General features: G+C 61.7%; 13 protein-coding genes, 1 tRNA gene and 2 pseudogenes. 7 read left to right on the forward strand and 9 right to left on the reverse strand.

What is annotated here, in order from left to right:
* Positions 1-75 precede the first annotated feature (75 nt).
* Positions 76-1,520, forward strand: a pseudogene (locus tag NKL04_RS05895) (aromatic amino acid lyase).
* Positions 1,521-1,621: 101 nt separating this feature from the next.
* On the opposite strand, the gene NKL04_RS05900 reads toward NKL04_RS05895, so the two are convergent.
* Positions 1,622-1,706: transfer RNA gene (locus NKL04_RS05900), tRNA-Leu, on the reverse strand.
* 352 nt (positions 1,707-2,058) lie between these two features.
* Between NKL04_RS05900 and tig the strand changes: the two genes are divergently transcribed.
* The 4 genes from tig to NKL04_RS05920 all read left to right on the forward strand — a co-directional run bounded on the left by tig (position 2,059) and on the right by NKL04_RS05920 (position 6,258).
* Positions 2,059-3,531, forward strand: coding sequence for a trigger factor (gene tig, locus NKL04_RS05905; protein ID WP_023667669.1), 1,473 nt, complete (start codon positions 2,059-2,061; stop codon positions 3,529-3,531).
* Between the two features lie 260 nt (positions 3,532-3,791).
* Positions 3,792-4,172 (forward strand): c-type cytochrome, encoded by a 381-nt coding sequence (locus NKL04_RS05910; protein ID WP_023667668.1) that lies wholly within the window; start codon positions 3,792-3,794, stop codon positions 4,170-4,172.
* Between the two features lie 140 nt (positions 4,173-4,312).
* Positions 4,313-5,257 carry a heme o synthase gene (locus NKL04_RS05915; protein WP_352723414.1) on the forward strand — a complete coding sequence of 315 codons (945 nt, stop codon included), beginning with the start codon at positions 4,313-4,315 and terminating at the stop codon, positions 5,255-5,257.
* Positions 5,258-5,436: 179 nt separating this feature from the next.
* On the forward strand, positions 5,437-6,258 hold the full coding sequence (locus NKL04_RS05920) for a DUF2189 domain-containing protein (protein WP_023691119.1): 822 nt from the start codon (positions 5,437-5,439) through the stop codon (positions 6,256-6,258).
* A 63-nt stretch (positions 6,259-6,321) separates the two neighbouring features.
* On the opposite strand, the gene NKL04_RS05925 is transcribed toward NKL04_RS05920, so the two are convergent.
* From NKL04_RS05925 to NKL04_RS05955, 7 genes are all read right to left on the reverse strand, one after another.
* Positions 6,322-6,720, reverse strand: a complete 399-nt coding sequence (locus NKL04_RS05925; protein ID WP_023667665.1) for a cytochrome C oxidase subunit IV family protein — start codon at positions 6,718-6,720, stop codon at positions 6,322-6,324.
* A gap of 9 nt (positions 6,721-6,729) precedes the next feature.
* Positions 6,730-7,452: a heme-copper oxidase subunit III family protein gene (locus NKL04_RS05930; protein WP_023667664.1), complete on the reverse strand. Its 723-nt coding sequence runs from the start codon at positions 7,450-7,452 to the stop codon at positions 6,730-6,732.
* Between the two features lie 13 nt (positions 7,453-7,465).
* Entirely contained in the window at positions 7,466-8,170 is a 705-nt protein-coding gene (locus tag NKL04_RS05935) for a cytochrome c oxidase subunit 3 (protein ID WP_023701665.1), read from the reverse strand.
* Positions 8,167-9,936, reverse strand: coding sequence for a cytochrome c oxidase subunit I (ctaD, locus tag NKL04_RS05940; protein ID WP_023701664.1), 1,770 nt, complete (start codon positions 9,934-9,936; stop codon positions 8,167-8,169). Before ctaD ends, NKL04_RS05935 begins: the two co-directional genes overlap by 4 nt.
* Before the next feature lie 22 nt (positions 9,937-9,958).
* Positions 9,959-10,843 (reverse strand): cytochrome c oxidase subunit II, encoded by an 885-nt coding sequence (locus tag NKL04_RS05945; RefSeq protein ID WP_023667661.1) that lies wholly within the window; start codon positions 10,841-10,843, stop codon positions 9,959-9,961.
* Between the two features lie 227 nt (positions 10,844-11,070).
* Positions 11,071-11,997, reverse strand: a complete 927-nt coding sequence (locus NKL04_RS05950; protein ID WP_023667660.1) for a DMT family transporter — start codon at positions 11,995-11,997, stop codon at positions 11,071-11,073.
* A 132-nt stretch (positions 11,998-12,129) separates the two neighbouring features.
* Positions 12,130-12,771, reverse strand: a complete 642-nt coding sequence (locus NKL04_RS05955; RefSeq protein WP_031209523.1) for a glutathione S-transferase family protein — start codon at positions 12,769-12,771, stop codon at positions 12,130-12,132.
* A gap of 160 nt (positions 12,772-12,931) precedes the next feature.
* Between NKL04_RS05955 and NKL04_RS05960 the strand changes: the two genes are divergently transcribed.
* Complete coding sequence (locus NKL04_RS05960) at positions 12,932-13,846, forward strand: LysR family transcriptional regulator (protein ID WP_023701662.1); 915 nt, start codon at positions 12,932-12,934, stop codon at positions 13,844-13,846.
* 25 nt (positions 13,847-13,871) lie between these two features.
* Here the strand turns inward: NKL04_RS05960 and NKL04_RS05965 are convergent.
* A pseudogene (locus tag NKL04_RS05965) lies at positions 13,872-14,392 on the reverse strand (isochorismatase family protein).
* Between NKL04_RS05965 and NKL04_RS05970 the strand changes: the two are divergent.
* Entirely contained in the window at positions 14,282-14,575 is a 294-nt protein-coding gene (locus NKL04_RS05970; protein ID WP_023701659.1) for a hypothetical protein, read from the forward strand. The pseudogene NKL04_RS05965 and the gene NKL04_RS05970 overlap by 111 nt on opposite strands.
* Positions 14,576-14,594: the final 19 nt, after the last annotated feature.

Below are 14,594 nucleotides of genomic sequence, written 5' to 3' on the forward strand. Positions count from 1 at the left end.
AAGACATTACCCAGGGCATGGATTTCGGCAACGATCGATCGCTTCGCCCTCATGCAAACCAGACGGGCGAAGACAATGCCGATTACGGTGACGACGCGCGAAGATATCAATCTCGATGCCGTTTTGCGCGTCGCCTGGAGAAACGACACGGTCGAAATCGGCGACAAGGCCTTGCAACGCATTGCCGAATGCCGCGCCTCGTTCCTGAAACTCATTGAGTCCGATCCGCCGCCGGTCATCTACGGCGTCACCACCGCGATGGGCGAGCTGGCAAGCCGCAAGCTCGAACTTGACGAGCGCGACCGCCATGCGCGCATCAAAGCGTATGCCGCCGCCACATCCTTCGGGGAGCCGTTGCCCGAGCGCGTGGTCAGGGCGATCGTGCTGGCACGGCTGACCAATTTCATCGAAGGCAATGCCGCCACCACGCCGCGCATCGCGCTAGCCGTTGCGGCGATGCTCGACGGCGGCCCGATGCCGGTGGTGTCGTCGCAGGGGCAGGGCGGCGCCGGCGAGATCCTGGCGCTCTACCCGCTGTTTGCCGCGCTCAGCGTTTCGAGCTAGAGGTGAAGGAGCGCGGTTCGCTGATCAATGGTTCACCTTGCGCGGCGGCGCTCGTGGCCGACGCAGCACTTGCCGCGCGCCGACGCGTCGCCATGGCGCACAAGGTGTTTGCGCTGTCGATCGAAGCCTTTCGTGCGCCGCTCGAGCATTATGATGCGGCCCTCGACGGGCTCTGGGGTGACGCGCACGAAGCGGCCGCCTTGCAAGGGTTGCGCCAATACCTGGTTGGCGCCGGCGACGGCCGGCGCAACTATCAGGCGCCGGTCAGCTACCGCATCGTGCCGCGCGTGCTCGGCCATGCGCATCGGGCGCTGGCGGGCGCCGAGCAGGCGGCCACCGTCTCGCTTGCCTCGGTCTCGGACAATCCGGTCTATATCCCGCCCGACGCCGCGCACCCGCTCGGACGCTGCATCTCCACCGGCGGCTATCACAATGCCATTGCGACGCCGGCATTAGACGATCTGGCGGCGATCTGGGCCGATCTCTGCCTGCTTTGCGACCGCCACGCCTCAAAGCTGCTGAACGGCAAGGTGTCGCTGCTGCCCGATCTGTTGATGACCGGGCGCCACTGGGCCGACAGCGACGGCCACGGCAATGTCGGCTATGTCCCGATGGCGATCACCGGCTATCTCGAGCAGGCCAAGCTCGCGGCGCAGCGCACCTTCATCCCGGGCACCGAATCGGCGGGCGCCGGTCAGGACGACGTCGCCACGACGGCATTCTTCGCCTGGACCAAGGAGGCGACCGCCGGACGCTGCCTCGATGCGGCGATGGCGATGCTGGCCATGATCGCCTCGCAGGCCCTGTACGTCACTGAACGCGCCGCGCCGCCGGCATTGCAGGATTTTGTCGCGGATATCAGGAAGATCGTGCCGCCGGTCGAGGATGACCGCGTGCTGGGACCGGAGCTGGCAAAGCTGGCCGAGTGGTTCACCGGCAAGGTGTTTGAAGTGTAGGCCGTCGCCGCCAGTCCTGCTGCGCCAAGGCTTCGGAGGACACCTTTCGCTCTAACAAGCTCTCAGGTGGCCTGCCACCCGAAGCTCGATAGAGTGAAGGGTGGTGCGGATGAAGGGACTCGAACCCCCACGCCTTTCGGCACTGGAACCTAAATCCAGGGCGTCTACCAGTTCCGCCACATCCGCATTTGTCGGCAATCCCATGTAGCCATCATTCTGTCAATGTCGGGGCGAAAATGTCTGCCGTTGGGGCGGTCATTCGCTGCAACGCGAAGATGGTTGAAAATTGGCCTCGCCTGTGACAAAAGGCGTGTCAAATGTGACGGGACGCGCCGATCCGCTTCTGCAGAATGTGATAAGAAGTAGGAAAAACAAGAACTTATTCACATCTTGGAACGCAGTTTGGAACAATTTGAGCCGTAATTTCGGTCAAATCACCAGGTTCCGTGCCAAAAGCCATTCCCGGCAAGATTGTACCGGCAGGCTGTGAACGGCAAGACGCCGTGGCAGCCTCTTTGGTGAAGATAAAGGTTTTACGATGCAGGTCACCGAAACGCTCAACTCCGGTCTCAAGCGCGAGATCAAGATCACCGTGCCGGCCGGTGATATGGAAGCCAAGCTGATGGCGCGGCTGTCCGACGCCAGGAACAAGGTCCGCATCAACGGCTTCCGTCCCGGCAAGGTGCCTGTGCAGCATTTGCGCAAGGTCTACGGCAAGTCGTTCATGGCCGAAGTGGTCAACGAGATCCTCAACGATTCGACCCGTTCGATCATCACGGGGCGCGGCGAAAAGGCCGCCATGCAGCCTGAAGTGATCATGACGGAAGACGAGAAAGAGGCCGAGAAGATCCTGGCCGGCGGCGCCGACTTCGAATTCCGCCTCAACTACGAGGTCATCCCGGCGATCGAGATCAAGGATTTCTCCGACATCAAGGTGACGCGCCAGGTATTCGAAGTGCCGGACAGCGAGATCGACGAGCAGGTCCAGCGCGTTGCCGAATCGGCGCGAAGCTTCGAGCCGAAGACCGGCAAGGCCGCCGAAGGCGATCGCGTTTCGATCGACTATGTCGGCAAGATCGACGGCGAGGCCTTTTCCGGCGGCGCCGGCACCGACCAGCCGCTGGTTCTGGGGTCCAAGGAATTCATTCCGGGCTTCGAGGACCAACTGATCGGCGCCAAGGCCGGCGACGAGAAGCAGGTCACGGTCACTTTCCCGGAAAACTACCAGGCCGCGCATCTGGCCGGCAAGGAAGCCACCTTCGACGTCACCGTCAAGGAAGTGTCCAAGCCCGGCGCGCTGGAAATCAACGACGAGATGGCCAAGAACCTCGGCCTGGAATCGCTGGAGCGCCTGCGCGACGTGGTGCGCGGCCAGATCGAGAACCAGTTCGGCTCGATGACGCGCCAGAAGGTCAAGCGTCAGCTGCTCGACCAGCTTGACGCGGCCTATTCGTTCGAGGCGCCGTCGAAGCTCGTCGATGCCGAGTTCAACAACATCTGGACCCAGGTCAACCGCGATCTCGAAGCCGCCGGCCGTACCTTCGCCGACGAGGAGACGACGGAAGAAGAGGCACGCGCCGAATATCTGCGGCTTGCCGAGCGCCGCGTGCGTCTCGGCCTGGTTTTGGCCGAGATCGGCGAGAAGGCCGGCGTCACCGTTTCCGACGAGGAACTGCAGCGCGGCCTGTTCGAGCAGGTGCGCCGCTACCCGGCCAACCAGCAGCAGGAAGCCTTCGAGTTCTATCGCAGCAATCCGGAAGCCCTGAACACGCTGCGCGCGCCGATGTTCGAGGAGAAGGTCGTCGACCATCTGCTCAGCCAGATCTCGGTCACCGACGTCAAGGTCAGCAAGGAAGAGCTGATGGCTGACGACGAAGAGGATACAGCCAAGGCCAAGCCGGCGAAGAAGGCCGCTGCCAAGAAGGCCGACAAGGCTGAAAAGGCCGACGACGCGGAAGAGCCGAAGAAGAAGGCAGCCCCGAAGAAGAAGGCCGCCAAGGACGCCGAATAAGCGCCTGACGACAAGATCAGAAAAGGCCGCCCTCGAGGCGGCCTTTTTCGTTGTGGCGGATGTGCCTTGAGCCACCGCAGCCCACCTGAACCTTTGTACGGTCGACCTGTTCTACCTACCGGCCAGATTCTGTGGTACACAAGTGCCGCAATTCCATCTGGGGAGGAGCGGAGAATCTATTCTGCCGTGCAGGGCGCATGCTGGTGCTACCGGCATGTGCAGACCGTCTCAGGCAAATTTGACGATCAGGGAGGAATGCCATGCGCTTGGTTGCGTTTTTCGCCGTCGTTTCCGTTGCAACTTTCATCGCCAATCCATCGCGGGCACAGGACGCCGCGGCGGGCGAGAAGGTCTTCACCAAATGCAAGGTCTGCCACGTCGCAGACCAAGATACCAACAAGATAGGCCCTTCGTTGCATGGCGTTATCGGCCGGACGGCCGGCACGCATCCGGATTTCAAATATTCCGAAGCCATGATCGCGGCCGGCACATCCGGCGTCAAATGGGATGAACCGACACTGACGACGTATCTTCACGACCCCAAGGCAATGGTCAAAGGGACGAAGATGGCGTTTCCCGGTCTCAAGAAGGACGAGGACGTCGCCAACGTCATCGCCTATCTGAAGCAATTTTCCCCGTAACCTGGCTCGTCGGCCGGCCAGAGCGTTTCACCGTCTCACGGAAACGGCGATCCGCTCGATCTCTTTGTTCTTACGCAATTCCGGACGGAAAACCGCATACGCTCTTTCTGGAATTGCTCTAGGCTGCCCGGTTTCCATCGATGGTCGTCTCAAAGTCGGTCAAGGAAAGCCTTAAGGATACCGGCGTCCGCCTCTCGGAAGCGACGGCCAGTGATTTCTTTGCGCTCTTGAAGCCTCGGGTCATGGCCCTTGCCGTCTTTACCGCCTTCGTCGGTCTGATGGTGGCGCCCGGCGCGATGAACCCGGTCATCGCCGTGATCGCCATAGGTGCGATTGCGGTTGGAGCGGGAGCGGCCGGCGCGCTCAACATGTGGTACGACGCCGACATCGACGCGCTGATGTCGCGCACGTCAAAGCGGCCGGTTCCGTCGGGCCGCGTCACGGCCGGCGAAGCGCTCGGCTTCGGCCTGGTGCTTTCCGCACTTTCGGTCATGACGCTCGGCGTGCTGGTGGGCTGGCTTGCCGCGTCACTGCTGGCCTTCACCATCTTTTTCTACGTCGTCATCTATACGATGTGGCTGAAGCGCTCGACACCGCAGAACATCGTCATCGGCGGCGCGGCGGGTGCCCTTCCTCCGATGATCGGCTGGGCGGCGGCCACCGGCGCCATCGGCATTGAAAGCCTCATCCTGTTCCTGATCATTTTCCTGTGGACGCCGCCGCATTTCTGGGCGCTCGCACTGTTCAAGGCCGGCGACTATGCCGCTGCCGGCATCCCGATGATGCCGAACGTGGCCGGCCAGGCCTCGACCAGAAGGCAGATCTTCGCCTATTCACTGCTCCTGGCACCGATCGGAGTGCTGCCCTGGGCGTTCGGATTTACGAGCGGGGTCTATGGGATTGTTTCGGCTGCATTGGGCGCGGGTTTCATCTGGCATGCCTGGAACGCCCTGGTCATCCTCGACAAGGAGATGAAGCCGGCCAAGGCGCTGTTTGCCTATTCGATCTTCTATCTTTTCGCGATCTTTGCCGTGCTGCTTGCCGACACCATAGCGATACGCGCGTTCATGTCAGCCGGAGGGTGACGGCATGACGCTGTGTTCGGAAACCTCGCCTTCCGGGAGCCTTTTGTAAGAACGGGCGACAAGCTCCAGTCAATGGAGTATATTGATTGCGGTGCAGGTCGCGGTTCGCGTGGCCAGTCATGCAGAACGGCAGCACCGTGAAACCGCGACCTTGCCGGACCTGGTCTGGAGGAACGGGCATGACAAGTTTTCACGTGATTGCAGGCGCCAGCGAAACGCTGGAACACACCAAAATCCGAAAAATCAGTGTTTCCGATCTTTTCGATGCGCTCAAGCGCGGTGTTGACGATTTTATGGTCAAACCGTCGCACATCGTCTTTCTCTGCCTGATCTATCCGCTTGTCGGCGTGGTGCTCGCTGCCTGGACTTCGGGCGCCAATGCGTTGCCGATGTTGTTTCCGCTGGTGTCTGGCTTTGCGCTGATCGGTCCATTCGCGGCGATCGGCCTCTATGAGATCAGCCGCAGACGAGAAGCCGGGCTCGACACCTCCTGGACGCACGCTTTCGAGGTCAGGAATTCTCCGGCCCTGCCAGCCATCGCCGCAGTCGGGATCATGCTGGTTGCAATCTTCATCGCCTGGCTTTTGGCGGCGCAGGTGTTCTACGAATATCTCTTCGGCCCGGCTCCGCCTGCATCGATTTCGGGCTTCATCAATGAAATATTTGCCACCGGACGCGGCTGGTCTCTGATTGTCCTGGGGCACGCCATCGGCTTCGTCTTCGCCGCGGTGGTGTTGTGCACGACGGTTGTCGCCTTCCCATTGCTGCTCGACCGCGACGTCGGCGCCTACGAAGCCATCCACACGTCGGTGCGAGCGGTGCTGGCGAACCCGATCCCCATGGCTGTCTGGGGACTGATTGTCGCCGTCGCCCTGATCATAGGCTCGCTGCCGGTGTTTGCCGGGCTGGCGGTCGTGCTGCCGATCCTGGGTCACGCCACCTGGCATGTCTACCGCAAGGTTGTGGAGCCGCCATCGTCCCCGACGCGGGTAGGCCTCTGACCCTGCAGATCAGCTGATGGGAAGCTTCATCTCCGGTCTTTGACCGGAGATGAAGACTGTGCGTCAGGGCCCCGGTCCGAAGAAAGACAACCGGGTGAGAAGCGTGTAGTCCGCTTCGAAGAGCATCATCGCCACGAACACCAGTATCAGAAGCGGCGGCAGGATGATCGCATAGGTAAGCGCCAGCCGCTCCCAGGCCATGTGCATGAACACGGCGACGATCAGCCCGGCCTTGAGGATCATGAAGATCAGGATCAGAGACCATCTGAGATAGCCGTGGATGCCGAGATAATCGACCATGTAGGAGCAGGCGCTGAGGATGAACAGCCATGCCCAGACCACCAGATAGAGCTTGATCGGATGTTCCTGATGAACCTCCGCGACGCCGGTCGATGGCCCTTCATGCGCATGATCAGAGTGCAGCGCGTGTTGCCCGAGGCCGTTTGCGGTTGCTTCAGCCATGTCAGCCTCTCACCAAAGATAGAAGAATGCGAAAATGAACACCCAGACCAGGTCGACGAAATGCCAGTAGAGCCCCATGATTTCGACGTTCTCGTAGCGACCCCTGCGGCTGGTGAAGAAGCCGGGACGACCGACGTCGTAGTCTCCACGCCAGACCTTTCGCGCCACGATGATGAGGAAGATCACCCCGATCGTCACATGCGTGCCGTGGAAGCCGGTGATCATGAAGAAAGTCGAGCCGAATTGTGCCGCGCCCCAGGGATTGCCCCACGGCCGTACCCCTTCGGTGATCAGCTTGGTCCATTCGAAGGCTTGCATGCCGACGAAGGTGGCTCCTAGCGCTGCCGTCAGAAGCATGAGGATTGCGGTTTTGCGGCGGTCTCGGCGATAGCCGAAATTGACCGCCATGGCCATCGTTCCGCTGCTCGATATCAGCACGAAGGTCATGATGGCGATCAGGATCAGTGGAATGTCCGAACCGCCGATGCGAAGCGCAAAGACCTCGCTCGGATTGGGCCACGGCACGCGCGTGGAAACGCGCGCTGTCATGTAGGAGAGCAGGAAGCAGCCGAAGATGAAGGTGTCGCTGAGCAGGAAGATCCACATCATGGCCTTGCCCCAGGACACGTTCTTGAACGCGCGCTGATCCGAGGACCAGTCGGCGGCGATGCCTTGCCAGCCTGCGGGCCGCGTCTCCGTTTGGCCGGTATGCGTCAGTGTGGTTTCTGCCATGCTACTCGACCTCCTAGCTCAGCAACTGCCGGCAAATATCGATGAACGTCGCAGCCCAGCCGGCCAAAAGAGAGAAGATGGCGAGCCAGACAAAAAGCAGGAAATGCCAGTACATGGCGCATAATTCGACGCTGAGGCGAAGCCGTTCCGGCCGTGCCCCGTTCCAGGCGCCGACGGTTGTCCTGCCCAGGCCCACCAGCCCTCCCACTATATGCAGGCCGTGCATCCCGGTTATCAGGTAGAAAAAACTGTTGGCCGGATTGGAGGCCAGAAAATAGCCATCGGCGGTCAGGTCCCGCCATGCCATGAGCTGCCCGATGAGGAAGGCGATCGCGGTGAGCCCAGCCGCAGCAAGGCCGAGCCTGACCGTGTCCATCTGGCGCTTGCGCGCCGCGATCGAGGCGCATTGCAGCGCGATGCTGCTCAGCACCAGCATGCCGGTGTTGAGCCAGAGCAGGCGTGGGATGGGCAGCGGCTGCCAGTCCGACAGCGCCATACGCATGAAGTAGGCGCTGGTGAACAGCGCAAACAGGCAGCCGACGACGGCGAGGAAGACACCGAGGCCGATCTTGGCGGTGGGCAGGCTCGATCGGTCGAAGGCGACAAAATCTCCTGCCACACCTTGCTCGAGCCATGGTTTCGTCATCAGCCGCTGATGCGAGAGCCACCAGCCGGCAAAGCCGGCGATCACGAGCAGGAAGACCAGGATGACGCTCATGCCGGCTCCCTGGAGGGGCCGAAGGTGCCCGGCATGTTTTGCGGAATGAAATCCTCCTTGGCGCCCGGCACGCTGTAGTCATAGGCCCAGCGATAGACGATCGGCAGATCCTTGCCGAAATTGCCATGCGCCGGTGGCGTCTGCGGCGTTTGCCATTCGAGTGTCGTGGCTCGCCATGGATTGCCACCGGCCTCGCGCCCATGGCGGATGCTCCAGATAAGATTGAACAGGAACACGATCTGGGCGAAGCCGACGATGAACGCCATGATGCTGATGAACGAGTTGAGGTGATGCGCCGACTCCGTCATGACCGTCACGTCGGTCAGTTCGGCATAGCGCCGCGGCACGCCCATCAGGCCGATGTAATGCATGGGAAAGAAGATCAGGTAGGCGCCGAGGAATGTGACCCAGAAATGGAACCGCCCGAGCGTCTCGTTCAGCATCCGGCCGGTGACCTTCGGGTACCAGTGGTAGATCGCGCCGAAGATGACGACGATCGGAGCAACACCCATGACCATATGGAAGTGAGCGACGACGAACATCGTGTCCGACAGCGGGACGTCGACGACGACGTTGCCGAGAAACAGCCCGGTCAACCCGCCATTGACGAAGGTGACGATGAAAGCCATGGCAAACAGCATCGGTATGGTGAGATGGATGTCGCCCCGCCACAGCGTCAGCACCCAATTGTAGACCTTGATCGCCGTCGGGATGGCGATGATCAGTGTCGTGGTGGCGAAGAAGAAGCCGAAATAGGGGTGCATTCCGCTGACATACATGTGGTGCGCCCAGACCACGAAGCTCAGCGCGCCGATGCCAACGATGGCCCAGACCATCATCCGGTAGCCAAAAATGTTCTTGCGCGCATGCGTGCTGATCAGATCGGAGACGATGCCGAAGGCCGGCAGCGCCACGATGTAGACTTCCGGGTGGCCGAAGAACCAGAACAGATGCTGGAACAGGATCGGGCTGCCGCCATTGTGCTGTAGCTGTTCCCCCATCTCGACGACCGCGGGCATGAAAAAGGAGGTTCCAAGCGCGCGGTCAAGCAGCATCATCACGCAGGCGACGAACAGCGCCGGAAAGGCGAGCAGCGCCATGACGGTGGCGGTGAAGATGCCCCAGACGGTCAGCGGCAGGCGCATCATCGTCATGCCGCGCGTGCGGGCCTGCAGCACCGTCACGACATAGTTCAGACCGCCCATGGTGAAGCCGATGATGAACAGGATCAGCGAAACGAGCATCAGGATGATGCCCCATTCCTGGCCGCCAGGTGTGCCGGTCATGATGGCTTGCGGCGGATAGAGCGTCCACCCGGCGCCGGTCGGTCCGCCGGGCGCAAAGAAGCTCGACACCAGCACCAGCACGGCAAGGAGGTAGATCCAGTAGCTCAGCATGTTGACATAGGGAAAGACCATGTCGCGGGCGCCGACCATCAGCGGGATCAGGTAGTTGCCGAAGGCGCCGAGGAAGAGTGCCGTGAGCAGGTAGATCACCATGATCATGCCGTGCATGGTGATGAACTGGTAGTAGGCCTCGGGGGTGATGAAATCGAACGTGCCGGGGAAGCCGAGCTGCAGCCGCATCAGCCAGGACAGCACCAGCGCGACCAGGCCGATGGCCGTTGCGGTCGCCGAATACTGGATGGCGATGACCTTGGCGTCCTGCGAGAAGACATACTTCGTCCACCAGCTGTGCGGATGGTAAAGCTCCATTTCCGCGACTTCGGCGGGCGGGACGGCATCTGCAGGCGTGATATCGACCATAGGCGGAGCACCTCCGTGCCCTTCAGCGGGACCCGACAGTTTCGAGTTTTGCCGCAACTTCTAGAGCTGACGCCGTCGCGTTGCCCGGCGCCTGTTCCACCGAGCCCGTCTGCTGCGGCGCCGACAACTGCGCGAACGTCTGCTGCTGGTCGAGCCAGGCCACATAGTCCTGCTCGGTATCGACCATGACGATGCCATGCATCATCGGGTGCCCCTGGCCGCACAGTTCGGCGCACAGAACCTGGAAGGTCCCGGTCTTGGTGGGGGTGAACCAGAAATAGGTGACCGAGCCCGGTATCATGTCCATCTTGGCGCGGAATTCCGGAACGTAGAAATCGTGCAACACATCGATCGAGCGCAGCAGCATCTTGACCGGCTTGCCGACCGGCAGATGCAGGTCGGCCGCTTCGACCACGACGTCGTCCTGGCCGCTGGGATCCTTGGCGATCACGCCCAGCGGATTTTCAGCGGTGACGTCGCGGGTGTCGGATGTGCCGAGTTTGCCGTCCTTGCCGGGCAAGCGGAAGCTCCACTGCCATTGCTGGCCGACGACTTCGACCACGGTTGCGTCGCTTGGAACGTTGACGAACCGGCTCCAGACAAACAGGCCGGGAACCAGCATGGCGGTAACACCCACTCCGGTGACGATCGTCAGCCACCATTCGAGCCGCTTGTTCTCCGGTTCGTAGGCCGCCTGGTTGCCTTCGCGGTGACGGAAGCGGAAAACGCAATAGGCCATGAATAGGACGACTGCGGCGAAGACGACGCCGGTAATCCAAAAGGTGATGATGATGGTGTTGTCGATATAGTCCCAATTCGAGGCAATCGGAGTCCACCACCATGGGCTCAGGAAGTGGAACAACACCGAGCCCACGACGATCAAAACGAGTACAACCACTATGGGCATGTCCCGTTCCTCCCGGTATTTCAGGGGCGCGAAGCCGTCCCGGGAAAATACCAAGTGCATCATGCGTGATTTGCGATCGAAATTCTAGAGCCGGTTGTGGAAGGAGCGAAAAATTGCTTCTGCGGCGCCCGGACCTTGCTTCGTTGGTGACGCCGGAGCGACACCTGACCCCCCAAATCAGGGAGGGTAGGGGCTGGTTTGATTCGGCTTGCCTTGTTCCAGCGGGATCAAAGCGCCTTGATGATGATGCAGCCGGCCAAAAGCAGCACGACGCCGGCGAGCCGCATGCCGGAGACAAGCCGCTGCGGCAGGCGGAACCAGCCGAAGGTGTCGACGAAGATGCCGGCGACCTGCTGGCCGGCCACCGTCAGGCTGACGGCAGCTGCCGCTCCGATGACGGGGATGGCGGTGAACACGGTCGTGACATAGGTGGCGCCGGCAAAACCTCCGAGCCAGCCCCACCAGGGCATCGACGACAAGCCGGCGAGGCGAGGGCGGGGCGTCTTCGTCAGGGCAAGCGCGATCAGAAGCACCGCGGCCATGGCCAGCATCGCCACCAGGAACGAGATGGTGCCGACCGCAAACGGCGCGCCGCCAAGGTCGTGCCGAAGCAAGGCGTTTACAGCGCCTTGCACCGGAAGCACGGCGCCTGCCAGCAGCGCCAGTCCGATCCACCCTGGTCTTGAGGATGCGGTATTGTCGGCCGCGCCCTTCTGTCCCAGAACGATGAGGGCAGCCCCGGCAAGCAAGACGAGCATGCCGAAGGCAGGCCCGGCTCGCAGTCCGGCTTCGGGGATCCCGAGCCAGCCGAACGTGTCGAGGGCGAAGGATGCAAGCATCTGCCCAGCGATGAAGAGCCCGACGGACACGACGGCGCCAAGGCGAGGGAACAGAAGAATGGTCGAAACAACGTAGAAGGCCGAAGCCATGCCGCCGATCGCATGCCACCATTCGGCTTGCCGAACGGCAAGCAGAGCCGGTGTCGTTCCGGTGAGGGCCGTGATCGACAACAGCACGATGGCGCCGACCGCGAGCTGAAGCGTGGTCGCGGCAAAGGGTGAGCCGACCGCCTTTGAAAGTTGGGCATTGGCGCCGGCTTGCACCGCAAGCAGGCCACCGGCGACAAGCGCCAGAGGGACGAAGAGGATTTCCACGATCGTATTCCTTGAATGCGGGGTGCGGCGGCTAGGGCATGATCCCAAAAAGTGGGTGCCGGTTTTTGGAAAAGATCATGCTCCAACAAAGGGTTAGATCATGATGAGATTTCAACCAAATCTCATCATGATCTAAGCGGCAGCCGATGCTTCGGGCAGGGCGGGAACGGCAATGCCTCTGACAACTGCGGAGCGTCGGCCTATGGCGGCATACCAACGCGCCAGGTCTGGCGCGTCATCGAGGCTGAGGCCGAGCCTGGTGACGGCCGCGTTGATCCATGGCCATGTCATCACATCGGCGATGCCGTAGCTTTTGCCGACGATGTGCTCATAGTTCTTGAGCCGGCTATTGAGCACTCGGAAGACGCGTCCGGTTTCGCGCTCAAAACGCTCGATCACATAAGGGATTTTTTCCGGCGCGAAGATTTTGTAATTCCACAATTGGCCAAGCGTCGGGCCGACATGGGCCGCCTGGAACAAGGTCCAGGTCAGCGTATCGTCCGCCTCCTGCGCGCCCACCGGCTGAAGCTTGCCCGACCGTCGCGCCAGGTAGTGTAGGATGGTGCCGGATTCGAAGACCGTGCGGCCGGCGTCCCGGTCGACGATCACCGGGATCTTGTTGTTGGGATTGAGCGCCAGGAAATCAGGCTTGGTCTGGTCGCCCCTTTCGATGTCGACCAAGCGGACCGAGTAGGGCAGGCCGACCTCTTCCAGCATGATCGAGGCCTTGTGCCCGTTGGGTGTCTGGCAGGTGTAGAGTTCTATCGGCGTCATGGCTCTTCTCCGCGACTGTTTCTTTTGTCGTCGGACTCCATATGGCGTGCGTGCATGCGCAGATCGACATGCCGATTCGCCCGCTTGCTCTGCGTTTTTGCACAGCGAAGCGTCATTTTGACTCGCAGAGCGCAGCGCTTTCTTTTATCTTTCTGCAAGAATGCACAGCTCACGCGATATCGACTGGGAAGATCTGCGCATGGTGCTGGCCGTCGCCGATGGCGCTTCGCTGGCGGCGGCGGCTCGGATCCTAGGCGTGAACCACACGACTGTGCTGCGGCGCGTCAACGCCTTCGAGGCGCGGCTGGGTATCCGCCTTTTCGATCGGCTGCCGACTGGCTATGCCCTCACCGCGGGCGGCGAGGAGCTGCTGGGCGCGGCACGCACAATGGCCGAGACGGTCAATGAACTGGCGCGCAAACTGTCGGGGCAGGATCTCAGGTTCGAAGGCAGGTTGCGGGTCACCACCACCGATACGCTGATGGCATCGGTGCTGCCGCCGATCCTGGCGGCGTTTCATAAGCTCCATCCCGGCATACGGGTCGAGGCGATGACGCAGAATTCCATCGCCAACCTGACGCAAAGGGATGCAGACGTGGCGATCAGGCCGGTGTCGCAACCGCAGGAAATCCTGGTCGGCCGGCGCATTTCGGGCGTCGCCTTCGCCGCCTACGCGACACGTTCCTATGCCGAAACGCTACCCCCGGAGCCGAGACTGGGTGCGCTGCGCTGGATCGCGCCCGACGACAGCCTGGCCAACACCGGCGTCGCCCGCTGGATGCGGTCGTCGCTGCCCGATGTCGAGATCGCCATACGCGCCGATTCCCTGGTGACGATGTCGCATGCGGCGGGCGCCGGAATCGGGGTTGCGGCGCTGCCCTGTTATCTCGGCGACAGCCTGCCCGGGCTTGTAAGGGTCGGAGGGCTGATCGAGGAGATCGGCTCGGCGCTGTGGGTGCTGGTGCACGACGATTTGCGCCGCACGGCGCGCGTCCACGCCTTCACCAAATTCGTCTCCGGCGAATTGCAGCAGCGGCGCGACCTTCTTGAGGGCAGGCTCGGCGCCGGAGCTTGAGACGCACGCCAGCTGACGCTGGGGTTCAACTCCGCAACAGGTTCCCAAGCTCGGCAACCGTCATCACGCGCCCGAACACCTTGCCTATGATGTCGAGGGTTGCATTGTGCGATGCCTCGTCCAGTCCGCCATTGGCGTCGCTGATGAAAGCCACCTTGTAGTCGCGCATGAAGGCGCTCCGCGCGGTGGATTCGCAGCAGATGCTGGTCACGGTGCCGATGATGATCACCGTGTCGACCCGGCCTGCGCCACGGATGTTGCGCAACACGGTCTCGAGCTGCGTGTTGTGGAAGGCATCGTAGCGGTGCTTCTTGATGACGACATCCCCAGGCAAGGGCGCAAGCGCGGCGACGATTTCGGCGCCGGCGTGCCTTCCCGCATGCCTTTGGTTTTCAGCTTCGGCTGATAGCTGGTTTCCAGCGGCGAGATATCGAAATGGTCGCTGAGCACATGCTGGGTGTAGATCACCGGGACGCCTTGCGCGCGGCAAAGCTCGACCACCTGCCGCATCGCCGGAATGCGATGGCGGGCCATGGCCACTTCCATGACGGCGCCCTCATCGACGAAGTCGCTTTGCATGTCGATGACCAGGAGGGCTGCGCGTTGCTTGTCGAACGGCCATGGTTCGTCGCCGGGCTGGGGCATTGCGTGTTTCCTGTTTCCGACGTTGATCAGGTGAGCAGCAGGCTCTTCATCGAGACATCGCAATTCCTGCCGATGACGATGTGATCGTGGATGGATGGAGAGA

This window comes from Mesorhizobium sp. C264A (assembly GCF_040324515.1).
Taxonomy (GTDB): domain Bacteria; phylum Pseudomonadota; class Alphaproteobacteria; order Rhizobiales; family Rhizobiaceae; genus Mesorhizobium.

Coding starts and splice junctions, on each gene's coding strand:
- NKL04_RS05960 (WP_023701662.1), top strand. CDS start 12,932: ATGCACAGCTCACGCGATATCGACTGGGAAGATCTGCGCATGGTGCTG.
- NKL04_RS05955 (WP_031209523.1), bottom strand. CDS start 12,771: ATGACGCCGATAGAACTCTACACCTGCCAGACACCCAACGGGCACAAG.
- NKL04_RS05925 (WP_023667665.1), bottom strand. CDS start 6,720: ATGGCTGAAGCAACCGCAAACGGCCTCGGGCAACACGCGCTGCACTCT.
- ctaD (WP_023701664.1), bottom strand. CDS start 9,936: ATGGTCGATATCACGCCTGCAGATGCCGTCCCGCCCGCCGAAGTCGCG.
- NKL04_RS05910 (WP_023667668.1), top strand. CDS start 3,792: ATGCGCTTGGTTGCGTTTTTCGCCGTCGTTTCCGTTGCAACTTTCATC.
- NKL04_RS05920 (WP_023691119.1), top strand. CDS start 5,437: ATGACAAGTTTTCACGTGATTGCAGGCGCCAGCGAAACGCTGGAACAC.
- NKL04_RS05935 (WP_023701665.1), bottom strand. CDS start 8,170: ATGAGCGTCATCCTGGTCTTCCTGCTCGTGATCGCCGGCTTTGCCGGC.
- NKL04_RS05930 (WP_023667664.1), bottom strand. CDS start 7,452: ATGGCAGAAACCACACTGACGCATACCGGCCAAACGGAGACGCGGCCC.
- NKL04_RS05915 (WP_352723414.1), top strand. CDS start 4,313: ATGGTCGTCTCAAAGTCGGTCAAGGAAAGCCTTAAGGATACCGGCGTC.
- NKL04_RS05970 (WP_023701659.1), top strand. CDS start 14,282: ATGGTCGCTGAGCACATGCTGGGTGTAGATCACCGGGACGCCTTGCGC.
- tig (WP_023667669.1), top strand. CDS start 2,059: ATGCAGGTCACCGAAACGCTCAACTCCGGTCTCAAGCGCGAGATCAAG.
- NKL04_RS05945 (WP_023667661.1), bottom strand. CDS start 10,843: ATGCCCATAGTGGTTGTACTCGTTTTGATCGTCGTGGGCTCGGTGTTG.